Annotated in this window: 11 protein-coding genes; 10 read left to right on the top strand and 1 reads right to left on the bottom strand. The window is 69.2% G+C overall.

Annotated features, from left to right (window positions below; all coding sequences use genetic code 11):
• Window positions 1-221 precede the first annotated feature (221 nt).
• From ACWF9G_RS06990 to ACWF9G_RS06955, 8 genes are all read left to right on the top strand, one after another.
• Complete coding sequence (locus ACWF9G_RS06990; protein ID WP_452514246.1) at window positions 222-1,049, top strand: ABC transporter ATP-binding protein; 828 nt, start codon at window positions 222-224, stop codon at window positions 1,047-1,049.
• Window positions 1,046-1,768 (top strand): ABC transporter ATP-binding protein, encoded by a 723-nt coding sequence (locus tag ACWF9G_RS06985; protein ID WP_379303198.1) that lies wholly within the window; start codon window positions 1,046-1,048, stop codon window positions 1,766-1,768. Before ACWF9G_RS06990 ends, ACWF9G_RS06985 begins: the two co-directional genes overlap by 4 nt.
• Window positions 1,765-2,646 (top strand): branched-chain amino acid ABC transporter permease, encoded by an 882-nt coding sequence (locus tag ACWF9G_RS06980; RefSeq protein WP_379303196.1) that lies wholly within the window; start codon window positions 1,765-1,767, stop codon window positions 2,644-2,646. Before ACWF9G_RS06985 ends, ACWF9G_RS06980 begins: the two co-directional genes overlap by 4 nt.
• Window positions 2,643-3,683, top strand: coding sequence for a branched-chain amino acid ABC transporter permease (locus tag ACWF9G_RS06975; RefSeq protein WP_379303194.1), 1,041 nt, complete (start codon window positions 2,643-2,645; stop codon window positions 3,681-3,683). Before ACWF9G_RS06980 ends, ACWF9G_RS06975 begins: the two co-directional genes overlap by 4 nt.
• Window positions 3,683-4,930, top strand: a complete 1,248-nt coding sequence (locus tag ACWF9G_RS06970; RefSeq protein ID WP_452514243.1) for an ABC transporter substrate-binding protein — start codon at window positions 3,683-3,685, stop codon at window positions 4,928-4,930. Before ACWF9G_RS06975 ends, ACWF9G_RS06970 begins: the two co-directional genes overlap by 1 nt.
• Window positions 4,931-5,215: 285 nt before the next feature.
• Complete coding sequence (locus tag ACWF9G_RS06965) at window positions 5,216-7,360, top strand: MMPL family transporter (RefSeq protein ID WP_452514241.1); 2,145 nt, start codon at window positions 5,216-5,218, stop codon at window positions 7,358-7,360.
• Between the two features lie 311 nt (window positions 7,361-7,671).
• Complete coding sequence (locus tag ACWF9G_RS06960; RefSeq protein WP_452514239.1) at window positions 7,672-14,832, top strand: amino acid adenylation domain-containing protein; 7,161 nt, start codon at window positions 7,672-7,674, stop codon at window positions 14,830-14,832.
• A 32-nt stretch (window positions 14,833-14,864) separates the two neighbouring features.
• Window positions 14,865-17,354, top strand: coding sequence for an FAD-dependent monooxygenase (locus ACWF9G_RS06955; protein WP_452514238.1), 2,490 nt, complete (start codon window positions 14,865-14,867; stop codon window positions 17,352-17,354).
• A gap of 34 nt (window positions 17,355-17,388) precedes the next feature.
• Here the strand turns inward: ACWF9G_RS06955 and ACWF9G_RS06950 are convergent, their stop codons facing one another.
• Window positions 17,389-18,762, bottom strand: coding sequence for a cutinase family protein (locus tag ACWF9G_RS06950; protein WP_452514236.1), 1,374 nt, complete (start codon window positions 18,760-18,762; stop codon window positions 17,389-17,391).
• A 403-nt stretch (window positions 18,763-19,165) separates the two neighbouring features.
• Here ACWF9G_RS06950 and ACWF9G_RS06945 point away from each other — a divergent pair, with 403 nt between their 5' ends.
• Both ACWF9G_RS06945 and ACWF9G_RS06940 read left to right on the top strand, forming a co-directional pair.
• On the top strand, window positions 19,166-19,969 hold the full coding sequence (locus ACWF9G_RS06945) for a bestrophin-like domain (protein WP_452514234.1): 804 nt from the start codon (window positions 19,166-19,168) through the stop codon (window positions 19,967-19,969).
• 86 nt (window positions 19,970-20,055) lie between these two features.
• Complete coding sequence (locus tag ACWF9G_RS06940; RefSeq protein WP_452514232.1) at window positions 20,056-20,928, top strand: hypothetical protein; 873 nt, start codon at window positions 20,056-20,058, stop codon at window positions 20,926-20,928.
• Window positions 20,929-21,024 lie beyond the last annotated feature (96 nt).

Here is a 21,024-nt window from a genome sequence, read left to right as displayed (position 1 = left end):
TGAAGGCGGCGGATACGGCGACCAGTGTCCCGGAACGCGACCACCTCACCCGCGAGGCCGTGGACGTGCGGGAGACCCTGCGCGCGTAGCCGGTACGCCGGTGCCGGCTACAGGAGTCCGGGCCGGTGAACTCGGATAATTGGGAGTTTTCACTCGGGCAATCGGTGCTACTCGCAGCGCCTTCCCGGTGCTGTCGGCGCTTGGTTTGATACTGGCGCGCGATGTGGACCGACCTGCTCGAACCAGCAGTTCAGCACCTGGAATCGCGCTATCGCGAGCCGGAGGAAGACTTGCTGGAGATACGGAACATCACCGTCCGGTTCGGTGGGGTCACCGCCTTGGACGACGTCGGCTTCGCCGTCGGCGAGTCGGAGATGCTCGGGCTGATCGGCCCGAACGGAGCAGGCAAGACCACCCTGTTCAACTGCCTGACCGGCCGCGGCAAGCCCGTGTCGGGCACGGTCACCTACCGCGGGCTGCCACTGCTGCGGCGCCGCCCCGATGAGCTGGCCGGACTCGGCATCGCCAGGACGTTCCAGAATCTAGGTCTCTTCGAGCACATGTCCGTCCGCGACAACGTGCTGGTCGGCGCACATCACCGGGCGAAGGCGGGATTCGGCGCGGCGGCGGTGCGACTGCCCGTGGTGCGGCGCGAGGAGAAGCGCCTCGCCGCCGACGTACACCAGGTGCTGGAACGCCTGGACCTGCTCGACGTCGCCGACCACCCGGCCACCGGATTGCCGTTCGGCACCCTCAAACGCATCGAACTGGCCAGAGCGCTGGCCTGCCGCCCGCGGCTGCTGATGCTGGACGAGCCGGTCAACGGGCTCAGCCACGGCGAGGTGGCCGAGTTCGCCGCGCTCGTCCGCGAGCTGCGGGCCGAACTCGGGCTCACCGTCATGGTGGTCGAACACCACATGGGTTTCGTGATGGGGATCAGCGATCGGGTGGTGTGCCTGGACTTCGGCCGGGTGATCGCCGAGGGCACGCCCGCCCAGGTGCAGCAGCACCCCGACGTGATCGCCGCCTACCTGGGGAAGCCGGCATGAGCGAGTTTCTCGTCGTCGACGACCTGCACGCCGGTTACGGCGCGGCGCAGGTCCTGCACGGGGTGAGTGTGACGGTGGGGCGCGGTGAGGTGTGCGCGATCCTCGGACCCAACGGCGCGGGTAAGACCACGTTGTTGCGCACGCTGAGCGGGATGGTGCGCGCGCGGGCGGGCAGCGTGCGGGTCGACGGGGTGGTGCTGGGCAAGCGCAACCCCGAAGCGGTGGCGCGGCTCGGCATCGCGCATGTGCCGCAGGGGCGTGGCACGTTCGCCCCGCTCAGCGTGGCCGACAATCTGCGCGTCGGCGCGTTCACGCGGCGCGATGCCGCGGCGATCCGCGCGGACCTCGACCGGGTCTTCGGTTACTTCCCGATCCTGAAGGACAAGCTGCATCAGCAGGCGGGCGGGCTGTCCGGCGGACAGCAGCAGATGCTGGCCATCGGGCGCGCCCTGATGATGCGGCCGCGGGTGCTGCTGCTCGACGAGCCGTCGCTGGGTTTGTCGCCGCTGGTCACCCAGGAGCTGTTCGGCATCATCGCCGCCGTCAACACGGCGGAGCAGACCACGGTGGTGGTCGTCGAACAGAACGCGCACCTCGCGCTGGCCATCGCGGATCGGGCGCACGTGCTCGAGACGGGCCGGGTCGTGCTGTCGGGCACGCCGGAACAGATCAACGCCGACGAACAGATCGCACGCTCCTATCTCGGATACCAGGTATGAATCAATTGCTCGAACACACACTGGGCGGTCTCACCGCGGGCGCGATCTACGCGAGCCTCGCGCTGGCGCTCGTCCTCATCTACCGATTCACCGGGGTGGCGAACTTCGCCCAGGGTGAACTCGCCATGTTCTCGGCGTTCCTGGCCTGGCAGTTCGGCCAGAGCGGAATGCCGTTGTGGCTGGCCATGATCACGGCCCTCGCGGTCTCCTTCGCCGGCGGCATGCTGATCGAGCGGGTGGTGATCCGGCCGGTCGAAGGCGCGCCGGAACTGACCCTGGTGATCGTCACGGTCGGGCTGTACTTCTTCGTCAATGCCGCCGCGGGCTGGATCTGGTCGTTTCAGCTCCAGTCGTTCCCCAGTCCGTTCCCCGGCGGCGCGATCAGTACCGGCGGGGTGAGCGCGAGCTATCAGAGTCTCGGGGTGCTCGCGGTGGTCGCGGTGGTGATGACCCTGCTGTTCGCGCTGTTCCGCTTCACCAAGATCGGGCTCGGAATGCGGGCGGTCGCCGCGAATCCGGAGTCGGCCCGGTTGACCGGCATTCGGGTCGGCGCCGTGCTGGCGCTCGGCTGGGGCTTGGCGGCGCTGGTCGGGGCGGTGTCGGGAATTCTCGCGGCGCCGATGCTCTTCCTCGAACCCAACATGATGGGCGGCGTGCTCATCTACGCCTTCGCGGCGGCGACGCTGGGTGGGTTCGACTCCCCGGTCGGCGCGGTCGCGGGCGGTCTGATCGTCGGTGTCACCGAGACGCTGGCAGGCGCCTATATCGAGGCGATCGGCACCGAACTCAAGATCGGCGTGCCGCTGTTGATCATTCTTCTGGTCCTGCTGGTTCGTCCGCAGGGTCTGTTCGGTACGGCGGCGGTGCAACGAGTATGAGCGACATCGAGATTCGGGAATCCCGTCCGGCTGCCGAGGCGACCGCACAGCCGGTGCGCCGGAGCGGGTTCGTGCTGCGGAACCGGACCGCGCTGGTGCTCGCGGCGGTGGCCGTGGTGGCCTGTGTGGCGCCGTTCCAGCTGGCGCCGTTCTACACCTTCCAGCTGTCGATGGTGCTGGTCTACGCCGTCGCGCTGCTCGGCCTGAATCTGCTCGTCGGCTACACCGGGCAGATCTCGCTCGGGCACGGCGCGTTCTTCGGTGCCGGTGCCTATGTGACGGCGGTGCTGATGCAGCGCTGGGACACACCGTATCTCGCGGCGCTGCCGGTGGCGGCCGCGGTGACCTTCGTGCTCGGTGTCGCGGTCGGCATTCCGGCGCTGCGGCTGCGTGGGCTGTATCTGGCCCTGGTGACGCTGGCCATCGCCATCTTCACGGTGCCGCTGCTGAAACGCTTCGACTCGATCACCGGCGGCTCGATGGGGCTGACCGTCGCCAAGCCCGCCGCGCCCGCCTGGACCGGACTGGCCGAGGATCAGTGGCTGTACTTCCTGGCCTTGGCCACGGCGGCAGGGTGTTTCGCGCTGGTGGCCGGACTCTTGCGGTCGCGCGTCGGGCGGGCGCTGCGGGCGATCCGTGACAACGAGATCGTCGCCGAAATGATGGGTGTACGCCTGGCGTACTACAAGACCCTCGCCTTCGCCTGGAGCGCCATGCTGGCCGGCATCGCCGGGTGCGTCTACACCTGGGTGATCGCCTATGTCTCGCCGGACTCGTTCACCGTCGGCCTGTCGATCACGCTGCTCGCGGGCATCGTCGTCGGCGGTCTCGGATCGCTGTGGGGTGCGGTGCTCGGCGCCGCGTTCGTGATGTACGTGCCGAGCCTGGCGCAGGACGTCAACGACGCCGCGCCCGGGGTGATCTTCGGTCTTGTCGTGATCGCCCTGATGTACATCGCACCGACCGGATTGGCCGGACTCGCCGGCCGTCTCAGCCGTCAGATCATTCCCGTGCTTGTTCGGAAAGGCGAGAAATAATGGGAACCAAGGCAATTCGGATCGCCGGCGTCGCCGCGGCGGCGCTGCTCACACTCACCGCCTGCGGTGGGCGTGGCGACACGGCGACCACCGCCGGCGGCGACTGCCAGGGGCAGCAGACCGTCGGCATCACCGACACCAGCGTCAAACTGGGTGGGGTGTACCCGCTGTCGGGGCCCGCGTCGGCCTACGGCGAGGCGGGCAAGGCCGGACGCGCCTACTTCGACTATCTCAATGCCGAAAAGGGCGGGATCAACGGCCGGAAGGTGGAGTACCTGGTGCGCGACGACGCGTATCAGCCGCCCAAGACCGTGGAGGAGACCCGGCGGCTGGTCGAGCAGGACCAGGTGTTCGCGATCTTCCCGACCCTGGGTACCGCGACCTCGTCCGCGGTGTGGGACTACCTGAATCAGCGACAGGTTCCGCAGGTGTTCGTCGCCGGTGGCGCGACGAAGTGGGGCGCCGACACCGCCCACCCGTGGACCATCGGCTGGCAGCCCAGCTACCGGTCCGAGGCGCGCGCGTACGCCAGCTACGTGCGTCAGGAACGGCCGGACGCCACCGTCGCCGTGTTGTATCAGAACGACGACTTCGGCAAGGATCTGCTCGACAGCTTCCGCGCCGCCGTCTCGGGCAGTGGTGTGCGGATCGTGGCCGAGCAGAGCTACGAGGTGACCGACCCGACCGTCGAACCGCAGCTGCGCACCCTGTCCGGATCGAAGGCCGATGTGCTGCTGAACTTCTCGACGCCGAAGTTCGCCGCGCAGGCGCTGGCCGCGGACGCGCGCGCCACCGAGTGGAACCCCCGCCACATCGTGACCACCGTCGCCAACTCGGTGACCACGCTGAAGTCGGTCGGCTTCGACAACGTCCAGGGCGTCATCTCGGCCGCCTACACCAAGGACCCCGCCGACCCTTCCCGCGACACCGACCCGGCGATGCGCGAGTACAAGGACAAGCTGGCCCGCTACGGCCAGGGCATCGATCCGACCAGCGTGTACGCGATCATCGGCTGGGCGAGTGCGGACAGTTTCGCCAAGACCCTGGCGGCGGCGAGCTGCCCGACCCGGGAGGGGCTGCGCGATTCCATGCGCAACCTGAACAACATCCCGGTCGATCTCCTGCTGCCGGGCGTGACGCTGAAAACGGGCGCAGGCGACGCGTTCCCGATCGAGGCGCTGCAGATCCAGCGTCTGACCGGTGACCGGTGGAGTCTCGTCGGCGACATCATCGACACCACCAAGTAGGCCGTCCCAGGGCGACCCGGCGCAGCGAGTTCCCCTCGCCGCGCCGGGGCTGTCTGAGGCGCACTTCCGGGGGTCGGCTTCTGTCGCCGAAGCTCAGTCGGGAGCGAAAGATTCGTCGAATGATGCAGTGACACAGCTCATTCGCGCATCGATACTGGCTCCGACCCGGGTTGCGGGAGGCACCGGCGCCGACCCCGACACGCCCGAACCGCGGCGGTGAGATGGTCGTCGCGCCGAGACCGGCGCCGGAGTGCCTGTGCGGTGCCCGCGAGGAGATGAGGGACAGTGCGAGTACTCGCGCGGCTGACTGTGGGGCGACCGAAAACGGTGGTCGCGGTGGTGGTGTTGCTGCTTCTCCTCGCCGGCGCGGGCGGCGCGTCGGTGCAGCAGCGGCTCTCCGGCGGCGGGTTCTGGAACGCGGATGCCGAATCCGCGCGCGCCGCCAGGATCCTGGCCGAAAAGTACACCACCGGAACTCCGAATGTCCTGGTGCTGGTGGAGGTTCCGGCCGAGGTGGGCACCGTGGACACGCCCGCGGTCGCCACCGCCGGTCGGCAGCTGACCACCGAGCTGGCCGCCGTGCCGGGTGTGCGTTCGGTGAGCTCGTACTGGTCCACCGGATCGCCCGAGTTCCTCCGCGACGCCGACCGTGGAAAGGCGCTGGTCGCCGTAGATATTCCGGGTGACCAGATCGTGGTGGAGTCGGTGGTCTCGCGGTTGGTCGACAGCTATCGGGACCGGGACTACGGCGTGCTCCACCTGCGCCTGGGTGGCGCCGCGGTGAGCTATCACGATGTCACCGAACAGCTCTCGCGTGACTTGAAAGTCGGTGAGGCGGTATCGATCCCGATCCTGCTCGTCCTGTTGGTGCTGGTTTTCGGCAGCCTGGTCGCCGCTGGACTGCCGCTGGTACTCGGGCTGGTGTCGATCATCGGCACCTTCGGAATCCTGCGCGTGCTCACCGAGTTCACCCAGGTCTCCAGCTACGCATTGAATCTCACCACGGTGCTCGGTCTCGGTCTCGGCATCGACTACAGCCTGTTCGTGGTCAGCCGGTTCCGCGAGGAACGGCGCGCCGGCCGCGACGTGCCGAGCGCAGTGCGGGCGACCGTGACGACCGCCGGTCGCACCGTCCTGTTCTCGGCCGCCACGATCGTCATCGCGATGCTGGCGATGCTGGTGTTCCCGATGCCGTTCCTGCGCTCGCTGGCCGCGGCCTGTCTCTCGGTGACACTGCTGGCCGCACTCGCCACAGTGACCTTGCTCCCGGCCTTGCTGATGCTGTTCGGTCACCGCATCGATGCGCTCGATCTGCGTCGCGGCCTGCGACGGCTGCGCGGGCGGCCCGAACCGGCGCCGACGCCGCCCGAGCAGGGCTTCTGGTACCGCATCGCGCGGCGAGTCACGATGCGTCCCTGGCTCTTCGGCGGTGCCGCGTTGCTGGTGGTGATCCTGCTCGGCCTGCCGTTCACCGGCCTGCGGCTTGGCCTGACCGACGATCGGGCCCTGCCCCCCACGGTGGAGAGCAGACAGGTCGGCGACGTCCTGCGCGCCGACTTCCCGGCGACCGCGGCGGGCCGCTTCGATGTGGTGGTCGACGGGCCGATCTCCACGGCCGAACTGTCCGACCTGACCCAGCGGCTCCAGAACCTGCCCCACGTGCGGCTGGTGCGCGGTCTGCCCGGGCCCGACGGCGCGCACCTGACGGTCATCCCCGACCTCGATCCGTATTCGCAGGCAGCCGAGGTCCTGCTCGACGACATCCGCCGCACGGCCTCGCCCGCGCCGCTGCTGGTCGGTGGCGCCACGGCCGAGAACGCCGATACCAAATCCGGGTTGGCGGGGCGCCTGCCCCTGGTCGTCGCGCTCATCGTGATCGCGATGCTGGTGCTGTTGTTCGCGTTCACCGGCAGCGTGGTGATCCCGCTGAAGGCGGTGCTGCTCAACACGTTGAGCCTGTCGGCGACCTTCGGCGCGATGGTCTACATCTTCCAGGACGGGCACCTGAAGTGGCTGGTCGGTGACTTCACCGAGACGGGCTATCTCGCCGCGCCGGTGCCGGTGCTCGTCTTCTGCTTGGCTTTCGGGTTGTCGATGGACTACGAGGTGTTCCTGCTGTCGCGGATCGCCGAGGAGTACCGGATGCGCGGTGTGACCGCCGACGCGGTCGCCTACGGACTGGAGCGGACCGGCCGCATCGTCACCGCCGCTGCCGCCCTGATGGCGATCGTCTGCCTCGGGCTGGCCTTCTCCCAGGTCGCTTTCACCAAGCTGATGGGCGTGGGCCTGACGCTGGCGGTGCTGATGGACGCCACGGTGATCCGTGGCGTGTTGGTGCCCGCCTTCATGCGCCTGCTCGGCGCCGCCAACTGGTGGGCGCCGGGCGTGCTCCGACGAGTCCATCGTCACATCGCCGTCCGCGAGAACTGATCCGGCTGCCGGGCGGCGGTTTGGTTCCTGATGCAGTGTTCCGTCCGCCGCTTCGTCGCGCGCGACCAGCGATCCGGACAATTCCCCACCGATCCGGCCGATTTTCCCCTATAGGTGACTTCCGTTACCGCACAACAACATTGGCTATCAGCCAGCGTGCGTGACACAGTGGCCGTAGTGCCAGTCGAGCACACGGATCATTTGTGACATCGCCCGATCAGCCGGGCGAATACCACCACCGGACGGAACTCCGATCGCAGCAGTGCCGCGCGATCGAGCACACTTCAGCGCTTCACCTCAGGGGTATATCCATGTCCGTTTCCATGCGCTATCCACTCACCGCCTACCAGCGCGACATCTGGACCGTCGTGGAACACTTTCCCGGTCTGCCCAGCTATCTCTCCAGCGTGGTCGGCCGCTTCGCCCTCGCCATCGATGACGCCGCGATGATCGCCGCGATCGAGCGGACCTGGGCGCGCAACGATGGGCTGCGGCTGCGCTACCGCGTCGTCGACGGTGTCCCGGCCCAGGAGTTGTCGACCGGGCCGATGCCGCCGGTCCAGGTGATCGACGTCGGCGACGCCCCCGATCCGCGCGCCGAGGCGCAGCGCCGGATCGAGCAGTGCACCGGCTCCGCGATCGACCTCCTCGGCGCGGTGCCGTTCCGGGCGCACATCATCCACGCGGGAGCTGGCTCGTCCTACGTCGTCCTGACCACGCACCATGTCGCTGCCGACGCGACGGGACTGTTCCACATCGGCGCCCAGGTCCTCACCGACTACGCCACGACGATGTCGGGGAACCCGATCGAGTTGCCGGGATCGTCGTTCCTGCGGTGCCTGGCCTTCGAACGCGACTACCGCGCGAGCGATCACTACGGCATCGACCGTGACGCGGTGGTGTCCCAGCTCGCCGGGACGACCCCCGCCCTGTTCGACCGACCGCGCGCGACCGAGGGGCTGGCACCGGTCGCGGCCTACGAGTTCACCCTGGATCGGTTGCTGGTCAACCGTATTCGCGCGTCCGGCCTGTCGCTGTACCCGTACTTCTGCGCGATGCTCGGCCTCTACCTCTCGCGCGTGCTGCGCGCCGAGGACGTCGTCATCGGCATCCCCTTCGGTAACCGCAACAACCCCACCGAGCAGGCCACCATCGGCCACTTCGCCAACACCCTCCCGCTGCCGATCCACACCGGCGGCCGCGCCACCGTGCGCGAGCTGGTCGCGGCGGTGAAAGCCGATGTGCGCCGGATGAAGCAACACGAGCGCTACCCGCTCGGCGACCTCATGGGCGAGCTGCGCCGTCTCGGCCATCCGGCCAAACAGCTGTTCGACGTGACCGTCGCCTATCCCCGCCTGCCCTCGGCCGCCGGGCTCATCGAGGGACTGGAGGAGGTGCAACAGCCCTCGCAGGGCTACAGCCCGCTGGCCATGGCCTGGACGATCTCCGAGATCGATGACGACGGTCCGCTGCTGATCCGGCTCGATCACGCGACCGACATCTTCGACGCCGACTACCCGATCGAATCCGTCGCCGACCATCTGGTCGCCTTGTTGCGCGCAGGCGTCGACGCCGTCGACAGCGATCCCTCGCGGCTGCCGATGCTGTCGGCGACCGAGCACGACCTGCTCGTCGATCGCGATCGCGCGACATCGCGGCCCTATGCGGACCAGAGCACTGTCATCGCCGAAATCCTGGCCAGGGCCGAGCGCACGCCGGACGCGGTCGCGGTGCACACCGCCACCGGGGACGCGATCACCTACCGCGACCTCGTCGACCGCACCGCCACCCTGTCCGGGTTGCTCCGCGAATCCGGGGTCGGGGCTGGCGATCTGGTCGCGGTGCTGCTCGATCGCGGGCCGGACATGCTCGTGGCGATCCTGGCCACCCTGCACGCCGGCGCCGCCTATGTCCCGATCGATCCCGGCTACCCGGCCGATCGGGTCGCCTACCTCCTGGCCGACAGCGCCGCCAAGGTAGTGCTGACCGCCGCCGAGGTGTCTGGTGACGCGATCGTGCTGCCGCCGGAGCTCTGGTCGACGGGAACACCGGCGCGGACTCCGGTATCCGTCGGCTCCGACCCTGCCTATGTGATCTACACCTCTGGCTCCACCGGCAGGCCCAAAGGGGTTGTCGTAGAGAATCATTCGGTGATCAACCGGATCGGCTGGATGCAGCGGCGGTACCCGCTGCGCCCCACCGATGTGATCCTGCAGAAGACGCCGTCCTCGTTCGACGTGTCGGTGTGGGAGCTGTTCTGGTGGGCCGTCGAGGGCGCCCAGGTGGCGCTGCTGCGGCCGGGTGGCGAGAAGGACCCGCGCGAGCTGCTCGCCGCTGTCGCCGACTTCGGCGTCACCGTCATGCATTTCGTCCCGTCGATGCTGACGCCCTTCCTCGACCTGCTGGAGTCCGACCCGACCGCGGTGACCGAGGCCGCCGGTCTGCGCACGGTGTTCTGCAGCGGTGAAGCGCTGCTCCCGCATCAGGTCAACCGGTGGAACCGGGCTTTCGCCCGCCTCGGGGCCGACGCGCCCCGGCTGGTCAACCTGTACGGCCCGACCGAAGCCACCGTGGACGTGTCCTTCCACGACTGCCCGACGGACCCGGCCGAGACGGTGACCCGGGTGCCGATCGGCCGACCGATCGACAACACGCGCCTCTACGTGCTCGGACCGGCCGACCAACCGCAGCCGGTCGGCGTCGCGGGTGAACTGTGCATCGCCGGGGCCGGACTGGCGCGCGGCTACCGCGACCGCCCGGAGCTGACGACGGAGAAATTCGTCGCCGACCCCTTCCATCCGGGCGAGCGGATGTACCGCACCGGCGATCTGGCCCGCCGCCTCGCCGACGGTGAACTGGAGTACCTGGGCCGCATCGACCGGCAGGTGAAGATTCGCGGCAACCGCGTCGAGCTGGGTGAGGTCGAGAACGCGCTGGCCGCGCTGCCTGCCATCACCGCCGCGGCGGTCATCGACAAGCAATCGCCGGACCGCGGCGCGTATCTGGCCGCCTACTGCGTGACCGAATCCACCCCGGATCCCGGCGCGCTGCGCAAGGCGTTGGCGACGACGCTGCCGGAGTACATGATTCCGTCGCAGTTCGTCGGGGTCGACGCGATCCCGCTGACTCCGAGCGGGAAGACCGACCGTGCCGCGCTGGCCGCGATCACCACAGAGAACCGTTCCGCCGGGTACACCGCGCCCCGAACGCTCGTCGAAGAACAGCTGGCGCTGATCTGGCGCGAGGTCCTCGACCGCGAGTCGGTGTCGGTGTTCGACAACTTCTACGACCTCGGCGGTGACTCGATCCTGCTGCTGCGCGTCCGGGCCAGGGCCGAGGCCAGGGGACTGGTGATCAGCGCTCGCGACATCGCCGAATGCCCCACCATCGCCGAACTGGCCGAACGGGCAGGCACCGGCGCCGTCGCCGCTGTCGCGCTCGCGCCGTTCGAACTGGTGGCCGGGATCGACCGCGCGAGTCTGCGGCATGTGGTGGACGCGTACCCGTTGACCAGGTTGCAGCTCGGCATGCTGTTCCACAGCCGTGAGCGCGCCGAATCATCGCTCTACCACGATGTTTTCCGGTACTCGGTGCGGATGCCGTGGGACGGGGACGCCCTGCGGGCCGCGATGGCGCGCTCGATCGCCCGGCACCCCATGCTGCGCACCTCCTTCGAACTGGCCGGCTACTCCGAGCCGCTGCAACTCGTGCACGCCCACCTCGAACCGCCGTTGACGATCGTCGACCTGCGCACGACCGGCACCGACGAGGCCGAGGCGCTGGTTCGCGAGCATGTCGAGCAACGACGACGGCGCGGATACATCTTCGAACAGCCGGGCCTGTTCGATCTCGCGGTGTTCCGGCTCGCCGACCGGATCGAGCTGGTGCTGTCGTTCCACCACGCCATCCTCGACGGCTGGAGTGTCGCGACGCTGATCTCCGAACTGCTGGCGGACTATCGGGGCGTCGCCACCTTCCCCGCGGAGCTCCCGTCGTTCGCGGAATACGTTCGTGCCGAGCGTGACTCGCTGACCGATCCCGCCGATCGGGACCACTGGGCCAGGGAGCTCGACGGCGCCGAAACGATCCGGATCCCCGGACTGCGACCCCATCTTCCCCTCGATGCGGCACCTGTCGCCGGGCCGTCGGATGCACGGATATCGGTGTCGGTCCCGGTCGGCGCGGATCTGCTGTCCCGCGCCGACGAGGTCGCCGCCGCCGCGCACATCCCGGTCAAGGCCGTCCTGCTGGCCGCGCACCTGTGCACCGTCGGCCTGCTGTCGGGACGCACGGATGTCACCACCGGCGTCGTCACCCACGGACGGCCCGAGCGCATCGACGCCGAGCGGATGGCCGGGCTGTTCCTGAACACGATGCCGCTGCGGCTGGACTTCGCCGGTCGCAGCAGGCGCGAGGTGCTGACGGGTGTCTTCGAGCGGGAACGCAACAGCGCACCGCACAAGCGGTTTCCGCTCACCGACGTGCAGCGCGAGTTCGGTGTCGTCCTCGACACCGCGTTCAACTACGTGCACTTCCACGCGGCGGGCGCGGCCATGAACGCGCTCGATGTCGCCCTGCTCGGGATCGATATTCGCGAGGACACCAACTTCGCGCTGCTGATCAACGCCATCCGTAACCCGCTCGACGGGACGCTGGCGCTGCGCATCGACGGCGACCCCGCCGCGTACACCCGCGAGCAGCTGGCCGCCATCGGCGAGACCTACCTGCGAGTTCTGGACCTCCTCACCGGCGACCCCATGGAAGCGGCGGACTTGGGTTCCCTGGGTGGGGTGCCGGAGACCCTGTCCGCCGCGACGTCGTCGGGCACCGTGATCGATCTGTTCGACGCCCGCGCTGCCGGCTCCCCGGACGCCGTGGCCATCGAATTCGGCTCCCGGACACTGACCTACGCGCAACTGCGCGCCCTGGCCGACCGCATCGCGGCGACCCTGGTGGCGCGTGGCGCACGCCCGGGCGACCGCATCGCGCTGGCGGTGGACCGGTCGCCCGAGCAGATCGCGACGGTGCTCGGAATCGCCAAGGCGGGCGCTGCCTGCGTGCCGCTCGACGTGACCTATCCGCTGCCGCGGCTGCACGCGATGCTCGCGCAGGCACGGCCGTTCGCGGTGATCACCGGCCAGAACCACGAAGCCTTGGTGCCACCGGAGCACGCGCGGCTGTCCCTCGACGAACTGGTCGCCCCCGGGACGACGGTTGCGCTTCCCGACGGCGATCCCGCAGCCACCGCCTACGTGTTGTTCACCTCGGGCTCTACCGGGACACCGAAGGGCGTGGCCATGCCCCATCGCGCACTGGCCAATCTGATCCGCTGGCAACTCTCGACGGCGAGCGGCCTGCTTCCCGGCCGCGACACCGCGCCTGCCACGACACAATTCGCACCGCTGTCGTTCGACGTGTCGTTCCAGGAGATCTACTCGACACTGTGCGGTGGCGGCCGCCTCATCCTGCTCGACGAGGACCAGCGTCGCGACCTGCCCGCGCTGGCCCGGGTGCTCGCGAGCACCGGCGCGGAACGGATCTTCCTGCCCTATGTGGCCTTGCAGCAGCTGTCCGAGGCCGCGATCCGGCTCGGCACCGCACCGGCCGGGCTGCGGGTGATCATCTCCTCCGGCGAGCAGCTCCGCGTCACCGACGAGATCAGGGCGCTGTGCGCGGCCGGAACCGACGTACTGCTGGAGAACCAATACGGCCCCACCGAAACCCACGTCGCCACCCGCTACACTATGACCGGCGACCCGGCGCTGTTCCCGGCGCTGCCACCGATCGGCACCGCCATCGACGGTGTGGAGATCCTCGTCCTCGACGACCGGCTGCGCCCGGTTCCCGGCGGCGCGCCCGGCGAGATCTACCTCGGCGGAGCCGCACTCGCGCACGGCTACGAGCACCGGCCCGACCTCACCGAGGCGGCTTTCGTCCCGCACCCGTTCGCACCGGGGCAGCGGCTGTACCGGACCGGCGACATCGGTCGCAGGCTGCCCGGCGGCGAGGTGGTCAGCGACGGCCGCCGCGGTGGCCAGGTCAAGATCCGCGGCCACCGGGTGGAACCGATGGAGGTGGAGCTGGCGCTGCACCGCGTCACCGCGGACCTGCCCGGCGTCAGCGAGGTCGCGGTGGTGGCGCACACCGCCGCAGGGGGTTCCAGCGCGCAGACGCTGCTGGTGGCGTTCCTGGTCGGCTCCCGCGCGGAGGTCGACGAGCCGGGGATCGTCGCGGCACTGCGGGAATGGTTGCCGGACTACATGATTCCCAGCCGCCTGGTCTGGCTCGACGCGCTGCCGCTGACACCGAGCGGCAAACGGGCCGACGCGGTCCTGGCCGGGATGGCACTGCCCGCCGCCACCTCGGCGAACCGGGTCCGCCCGCGCACAGCCGCCGAATCCGGACTGGCGGCGCTGATGGCCGAAGCACTCGGCCTCCCCGAGGTCGGCGTGCACGACGACTTCTTCGCCCTCGGCGGCACCTCGCTGACCGCGATGCGGCTGATCGTGTCCATCGAACAGCGCTACGGGGTGTCACTGCCGGTCTCGACCCTGGCCACCGGTCCCACGGTCGCCGCGCTGGCCGGACAGCTCGACGAACGGGCCGAGACAGGGTTCGATCCACTGGTGCCGTTGCGTCCTGGGACCGGAACCCCGCTGTTCCTGGTGCACCCGATCGGCGGAAATGTGCTCTGCTACGTCGAATTGAGCAAGCATCTGCCCGACGGACAACCGCTGTACGGCTTGCAGGCAGCCGGCCTGGAGACCGGCAGCACCCCGGCCGAGTCCATCGCCGAGATGGCGGGCAACTACATCGCCGCGATGCGCCGCGTCCAGCCGACCGGGCCCTACCATCTGGGCGGCTGGTCATTGGGTGGCATGGTCGCCTTCGAGATGGCCCACCAGCTGGCCGATGCCGGTCACGAGATCGGCAGCCTGGTCCTGATCGACACCATGACCGTGCGTCACGGTGACGGCATGCCGGTGCCGGAGCACGCGCTCTACGAGTTCTTCCTCTGGGAGCTGCTGTGGCTGGCGCGCGGCGCCGACACCGCGGTGATCGAGATCCCGGTCGACCTCGCCACCGAGGAGGAGGTCTTCGACTTCATCCTCGCCACCGCTGTCGACGCGGGCGTGCTGCCGCCCACCGGATCCCGTGCACTGGTCCGGCGGTTGTTCGAGGTGTTCGTGGCAGGGTGGCGGGCGATCGACGCGTACCGGCCACGAGCCTACGACGGCGACATCACCTTGCTGCGTGCCGCGGAGCCGCTGCCGCAGGTGCTCCGCCCTGCCCACGATCGGGCGGGCACCCTGCATCGAGATCCCACCAACGGCTGGGACGCCTACGCGACCGGGCATCTCGAGGTGATCGAAGTACCCGGTGATCACCTGACATTGATCCAGTCCCCGCAGGTCGCCGAGGTGGCGGCCCGCCTCGCCCGCTTGCTCGGCCAGGCGGCGGCGACCGCATGACGACGAATCCCACTACACAGCAAGGAAATCCAGTGATCTCTCCCGCCAAGTCGGCACTTGTGGTCGGCGCCGGAATCGGCGGACTCACCGCCGCCGCGGCCCTGCGCCGGGCCGGAATCGATGTCGTGCTGTGCGAGCGCGGCCCCGAACTGCGCGCGGCCGGATTCGGGCTGTCGGTGCAGTCGAACGCGATGAACGCATTGCGCACCCTTGATCTCGGCATCGATGAGGAGCTGCTCCGCGTCGGCGGACAGGCCCGATCGTTTACCTTCCGCCGACCAGACGGCTCGGACCTGCGGCGCGTCGACGTGGCGACCATCGATGCCGAGCTGGGCGCGCCCGCCGTCGCGGTCAGCCGCAAGAGCCTGCACGATGTGTTGCTGGCGGCCTGCGGCGAGGACTTGCGGGTCGAGCTGGGCGCCGAGGCGGTCGGCTTCACCGAGACCGCCGACGCGGTGCAGGTCGAATTCGCCGACGGCCGTGTTCTTTCCGCCGATGTCCTCGTCGGCGCGGACGGCATCAACTCCGCGATCCGTGCTCAGCTGCACGGATCGCAGGCTCCTCGACCGGGCAAGTTCGTTTGCTGGCTGGCACTGGTGCCGTTCGCCCATCCGGCGATCGAACCGGGTGCTTCGATCCACTACTGGGGCCGGGGCATGCGCTTCGGCATCCACGACATCGGGCACGGCAACGTCTACTGGTGGGCCACCATGACCACGACCGCCGAGCAGGCCGCCGACTGGCGGCACGGCAAAGACGACCTGCTGCGCAGATTCGCGAGCTGGGCACCGGAGATCACCGAAATCATCACGGCCACCCTGGAATCGGACATTCTCGCACTGCCCGCGCAGGACCGGCCACCGCTGACCGCCTGGGGTCGCGGCCGGGTGACCCTGCTCGGCGACGCCGCCCACCCGATGCTGCCCAGCCTGGGCCAGGGCGCGAACTCGGCGATCGAGGACGCCGTGGTGCTCGCGCACGCGCTGGCCACCCACGACGACGCCGAGACCGCGCTGCGGGTCTACGAGCAGCGGCGGATTCCGCGCACCACCATGCTCGTCGACGGTTCCCGCAAGCTCGGCCGACTCGAACAGACCCGCAATCGCGCGGTGATCGCGATTCGCGACAGCTTCATCGCCAAGGGCAACGAGGCCAAGCTGCAGGCGAGTCTGGCCGAGCCGATGACCTGGCCGGGCCTGGGCGATCCCGCGCCGGTGGCCGCGCTGCCGCGGCCGTTGTCCACGCTGGAACGCTGGCACTGGACCGTGGACCAGGTGGCGCCCCTGCACATCGTGTCGCGAGTGCGCGTCACCGGCGATCTCGACGCGGACGCGGTGCGCGCCGGTCTGGCGGCTCTGGTCCGGCGCCACCCGATGCTGCACGCCGTGGTGCGCAGCGACGGCGGCCGCGATCCACGGTTCGTTCCGGTCGCGCTGCGCCCGATTCCGTTGCGCGAGGTAGCGTCCGGTGACTGGGTCGCCGAGGCCGACGCCGAGTTGCGGACCCGATTCGACGCGGAGGCACCGCTGCTGCGGGCCACCCTGATCACCGTCGCCCCCCACGTCCACGATCTCGTGCTGACCTCCACCTACACCATCGCCGACGCGGTCACCGTGCTGTCGTTCGCCCGGCAGGTGCTCGAGCTCGCCGCCGGCGCGGGTGGCTGGGTCGCCGAGGTGCCTGCCCCGCCCGCACCGGAAGCCCTGTTCCCCAAGCCTTTCCACGGCTGGCGCGGCAAGCGCAAGGCCATCGCCCGCCTCGCGGTCGACGGGGTGCGTGATCTCCGGGTCAAGCCGGTGCGGCTCGGCGCCGGTGCCGATGTGGCGCCGACGCAGCGTTTCACCAAGCTGACGCGGCGAGTGCTGGACGGGACCGAGTACCAGGCGCTCCTGGCCGCCTGTGACGAGCGTGCGGTGCCCCTGTCGAGTCTGGTCGCCGCCGCGCTGGCGCGGGCCGCCGGTAGCGATGCCGGTGCGCCGGACGCCCATTTCCCGGTCGGCGTCTCGGTACTGTTCCGCGAGCAGCTCGACCGGCCGCTGACCCCCGCCCACACCGGTGCCTATCAGGCGATGATCGCCCTGCCGACGCCGGCGGGCCAACCACTGTGGTTGACGGCCATCGCGTTCGCCGCCGACTTCGCGCGCCGGATCGAACAGCGCCAGCACCTGGCCAACCTGGGCGGAATCGGCTTCATGCTGCCCGAGACACCGGCACACCCGGACAAGGTGGTCGGGCTACTGGACGCCCGCGGTCCGGGCAACCTGTGCCTGACCTCGCTCGACACCCGCGATTTCCCCGCCCGCATCGGTGACTGGGAGATCTCGGGCGCCGAATTCGTCTCCGGCATGTCGATCAGCGGTCTCATGATGCTGACCGTCGGCCTGGGCACCAGCGAGTTGTCGTTGAATCTCGGCTACATCGATGGCCTGTTCTCGCCCGAACGCGCCGACGCGCTGATCGACACCGTCGTCGATGCCCTGCGCAGTGTCGTCCCCGCGACGGAGATCGCCTCGGCGCGCTGAGTCGGGTCCGCGTCCATCCCACGGGCCGCCAAGGCTATGAAACGACCTGGGAGCTCAGGTAGCTCAGGAGGATGGGGACGTCGTCGCCGTAGTCGATGTGGGCGGCGGAGGCGTAGAAGTTGGCCATGTCCACGCCTTGGCGGCCCAGTTGGACGAGCTCATCGACGGTGGCGGGGTCGGTGATGCTGAGCAGGGTTCGGGTGGTTGCGTGGAGGTCGGCTCGGATGCCTGCGGCGACGGGGCCGAGCACGGAGCCGGTGAGGTCGGCGCCGGTGACGGCCAAGGTCGCCAGGTCGGCGGCGGCGGCGATGGGGTCGTTGCGATCGAGGGATTCGACCGCACGCCAGAGGATTTCCTGAATCTGGCCGACCCTGTCGGCGATGCTCAGAAAATCGATGTGCATCAGGGCGTCGGCGATGACGCTGACGCCTGCGGTCCGACCAGAGGGGTCGACGGCGGCGGCTGCGCGGATGACCTGGGCGACCAGGACTCGGTCTACACCCGCGGCGGCCTGGACCAACGGGGCCAGGTCAACGTTCAGGTCACGCGCGGTCTGGTGCGCACCGCGAATGTCACCCGCCGCGATGAACTCCGGGAGGCGGGTGAGGTTGTCGAGAATGGTAGGCAGGTTCGCCGCGGTGGCGGTCCAGCCCGCGCCCATGGTGACGGCTTGCGCGATCAGGTTGCTGGGATCGGCCGTGGCGGGGAGGAAGTTCGCGATCGGTGTGGGATCACCGCTCAGGACCCTGCCCAACACGGCGAGGAACGGCGAGGTGGCGGCATCGAGGGAGCAGTACAGGTCGCCGTCGGCACACAGGGTGCGAACCCGATCGCTCAACGCGCCGAAATCCCGGCTTCGCGTTCCGGCTATGCCTCGGCCGGGCTGCGGATTTCCCAGGGAGAGTGTGGTATTCGGGTCACGATGCGGATCGGCCAGTAGTCCGACACCGACCACTCGATCGGCATCGATGGGACCGTCGCCGTTGCCGATCTCGGTGGCGAGATCGCCGATGCCGTCCGCGCCCTGGCTGTAGCCGGCGAGGATGACCCGCGTCGAGCTGCACAGGCCGCGCAGCATCTGGCGCAAGCCGGATTCCAGGGTGCTCAGGGACTCCGCGTAGCTCATACCCTGGTCGAAAGCGCTTGCGGCATAAGGGGCATAGAGCACCGAGATGTCACGGCCGAACTGCCGTCGCAGGCCATCGCCGACGGGCCGGAGCATGCCGACGGGCACCTCAGGATCGGCGCCCAGCGTGGTCTCCCAGGTCCCCGGCCCGAAAACTGCGGTGTACGGGGTGCAGGGCTGCGCGCCCGGCGATTCCGCCCGCGCGACGCCGGCCGCCGCGGTCCCGGTCGCGACGACGGCGGCAACCAACGTCGCCGCGGCGGATCTCGACAACCTGTTCATCGTCCAATTCCTCTGTTGCCGAAGGGAGTCGTGACGATGCGGCAGGTGGTGAGTCGCGCCGAACCGTCGGGCCAATTCTCGCCACTCGCCGTCGGTTTCGCCGACACTTTCAGACACAGTTTCATTTCAGATCCGGTGACGGGGCCACCGGGCCGCACGACCCACCCGCGGTCGGGGGAGTGTTCCTGCTTCTGGCTTCGGCTTGTGAGCGGAGTGCCCAGCGCTCGGGGTGGGATGAACCTCGAGTGGGCACGGAGTTGGTTGGCGCGGCGGCAGCGCCCCGAAAGCGACCAGTCGGTCGTAAATCGTTGGGGTGAAAGGGAATCGGATCGCCATCCATCCGCCCGGCCACCGCGAATACCCTGTGATCGCTTCCACCCCCCGGCAGGAACGGAGTCGCGGAATGCTAGGAATTCTGTTGCAGCTGGCGGTATTGGCGCTCTTCGTGGGCGTCGCGGTGGGGATCTTGGTGCTGGGGGATCGGGTGCGGCCCGAATCGTGGCGGCACGACGACGATTCGGGTGCTGGTTCGATGATGCTGGACATGGTCAACATGTTCTTCGCCGCCATCGTGGCGTTCGTGGTGGTGATTCTGTGGCAGCAGTACGACACCTCGCATGCGCACACCGTGTCGGAGGGCAAGGCCCTGGTGAGCGTGTACGAGTCCGCGAACAGCATGCCCGAGCCGGATCGTGAGAAGATCCAAACCCTCGTGACGGCCTACACCCGGCAGGTGATCAACGAGGAGTGGCAGATCATGGACGAACAGCGCCGGCTGAGTCCGTCCACGCAGGCAACGCTGGATGATCTGCGGGAGGCGGTGAATTCCGTGCCTACCGCCACCGCGGAGGCGAAGGCGGACCAGGACGATACTGCCACCGCCGTTGCGGCGATCACCGAGGCCCGCTTCGACCGTGGCCTGGACGCCGGTTATCGGTTGCCCGGTTTCCTCTACATCGCCCTGTGGTTCGCCACTGCCATGCTGTTGTTCGGCACCGTCTTCTCCGGTGTGGTGGTCACCAAGCGCAGCATCCTCATGACCGGGTTGTTCGGTCTGGTGATCGGTGCGGTCATTGTGGCTGTCTATCAACTGGATCGGCCGTTCGCCGGGGGTAACCACGTCGCCAAGGACGCCTACGAACTCGCGCTCGCACGCTTCCAGCACCTTGCCGCGGAATCGTCGCCCAGCGGCGATATTCCTCGTTGACCGGATCAAACAGCGATCAGTACTGGGTGTTTGGAGGCACGGTGGGCGGAAGACGAAGAACAGTACAAGGATTCGCGGCAGGATCGGTGGCTGCAACTCTGCTTGTCGTCCATGCACCGCTCGCCGCGGCTTCCCCGGGAATTCCGGCGATCGACCAGATCATCAGCGGCAGTGCGGCTCCGGGCACCGTGGCCGCCCCGAGCGACGGACAATCAGACGGGCAGGAGCTGGGGCTCGGCACCGGCAGCAGCCTCGCGAGTGGACCGGGCTGGTCGGCGGCGCCGACCGGCAGCTCGGCGGGGATGGTCCCGAATCCGGCGGCCGCGCAAGCTCTCGGCATCGGCCCGAGCACTCCCAGTGGCACCGCGATGATCGATCCAACCGCCGTGGATCCCACGCCATCCGATCGCGCGCCTGGTACGGCACTGACGACTCCGACCGCCGCCCCGGGCACGCTCGGCGGCCTGCTGCTCCCCAACCCCGATCATGTGCTTCCCGCCTGCGTCGGCAGCGCGGCAGTCGGCAGCGCCGCGCTGGGGTCCGGCATCGTCACCGGTAGCGGCTTGGGCTCGAGCCTGATCGGCCCCGGTTCCAGCGGAATCGTCGGCTCCGGCTCGGCCGGTGCGGGCAGTGTGGCGGTCGGCAGCGCCGCGACCGGCAGCGCCCTGCTGACCTGCGCGCTGTTGCTATCGGTCCCGGGTCCGCCGGAACCCGGTATCCCCCTGACCATTCCACCGGCAGCGGTGGCACCGGCCGTCGTGCCTATCCCAGTGCGATTGCCCGAGGTGATCCCAGCGATCCCCGCAGCGATCCCGCCGCTGCCGCTGCCGCAGCCCCCAGTCGAGTACGCCGCACCCGCGCAGTCACCCCCTGCACTTCCACTCACCGCGCTGCAGGTTATGACGGTCATGATCATCACGATCATCGCAGGCGCGCGTGCTCGCCTGCGTGGCCGGTAGCAGCCGCTCCGCCGTGCGGCCACCGACGCGTTGACCTGGGCACAGGACAAGGCCGACGCACAGTTCGCCGGTCGCGGGGCGGCCCGCCGACTAGAG

It is taken from the genome of Nocardia sp. NPDC055029 (genome assembly GCF_053608525.1).
Note: the sequence above shows the minus strand (reverse complement) of the source record. Positions and strands in the feature narration are given on the sequence as shown.

Excerpts from the sequence above, each read along its gene's own strand:
- ACWF9G_RS06970 (WP_452514243.1), top strand. The coding sequence starts at position 3,683 with ATGGGAACCAAGGCAATTCGGATCGCCGGCGTCGCCGCGGCGGCGCTG.
- ACWF9G_RS06975 (WP_379303194.1), top strand. The coding sequence starts at position 2,643 with ATGAGCGACATCGAGATTCGGGAATCCCGTCCGGCTGCCGAGGCGACC.
- ACWF9G_RS06960 (WP_452514239.1), top strand. The coding sequence starts at position 7,672 with ATGTCCGTTTCCATGCGCTATCCACTCACCGCCTACCAGCGCGACATC.
- ACWF9G_RS06945 (WP_452514234.1), top strand. The coding sequence starts at position 19,166 with ATGCTAGGAATTCTGTTGCAGCTGGCGGTATTGGCGCTCTTCGTGGGC.
- ACWF9G_RS06950 (WP_452514236.1), bottom strand. The coding sequence starts at position 18,762 with ATGAACAGGTTGTCGAGATCCGCCGCGGCGACGTTGGTTGCCGCCGTC.
- ACWF9G_RS06990 (WP_452514246.1), top strand. The coding sequence starts at position 222 with ATGTGGACCGACCTGCTCGAACCAGCAGTTCAGCACCTGGAATCGCGC.
- ACWF9G_RS06985 (WP_379303198.1), top strand. The coding sequence starts at position 1,046 with ATGAGCGAGTTTCTCGTCGTCGACGACCTGCACGCCGGTTACGGCGCG.
- ACWF9G_RS06980 (WP_379303196.1), top strand. The coding sequence starts at position 1,765 with ATGAATCAATTGCTCGAACACACACTGGGCGGTCTCACCGCGGGCGCG.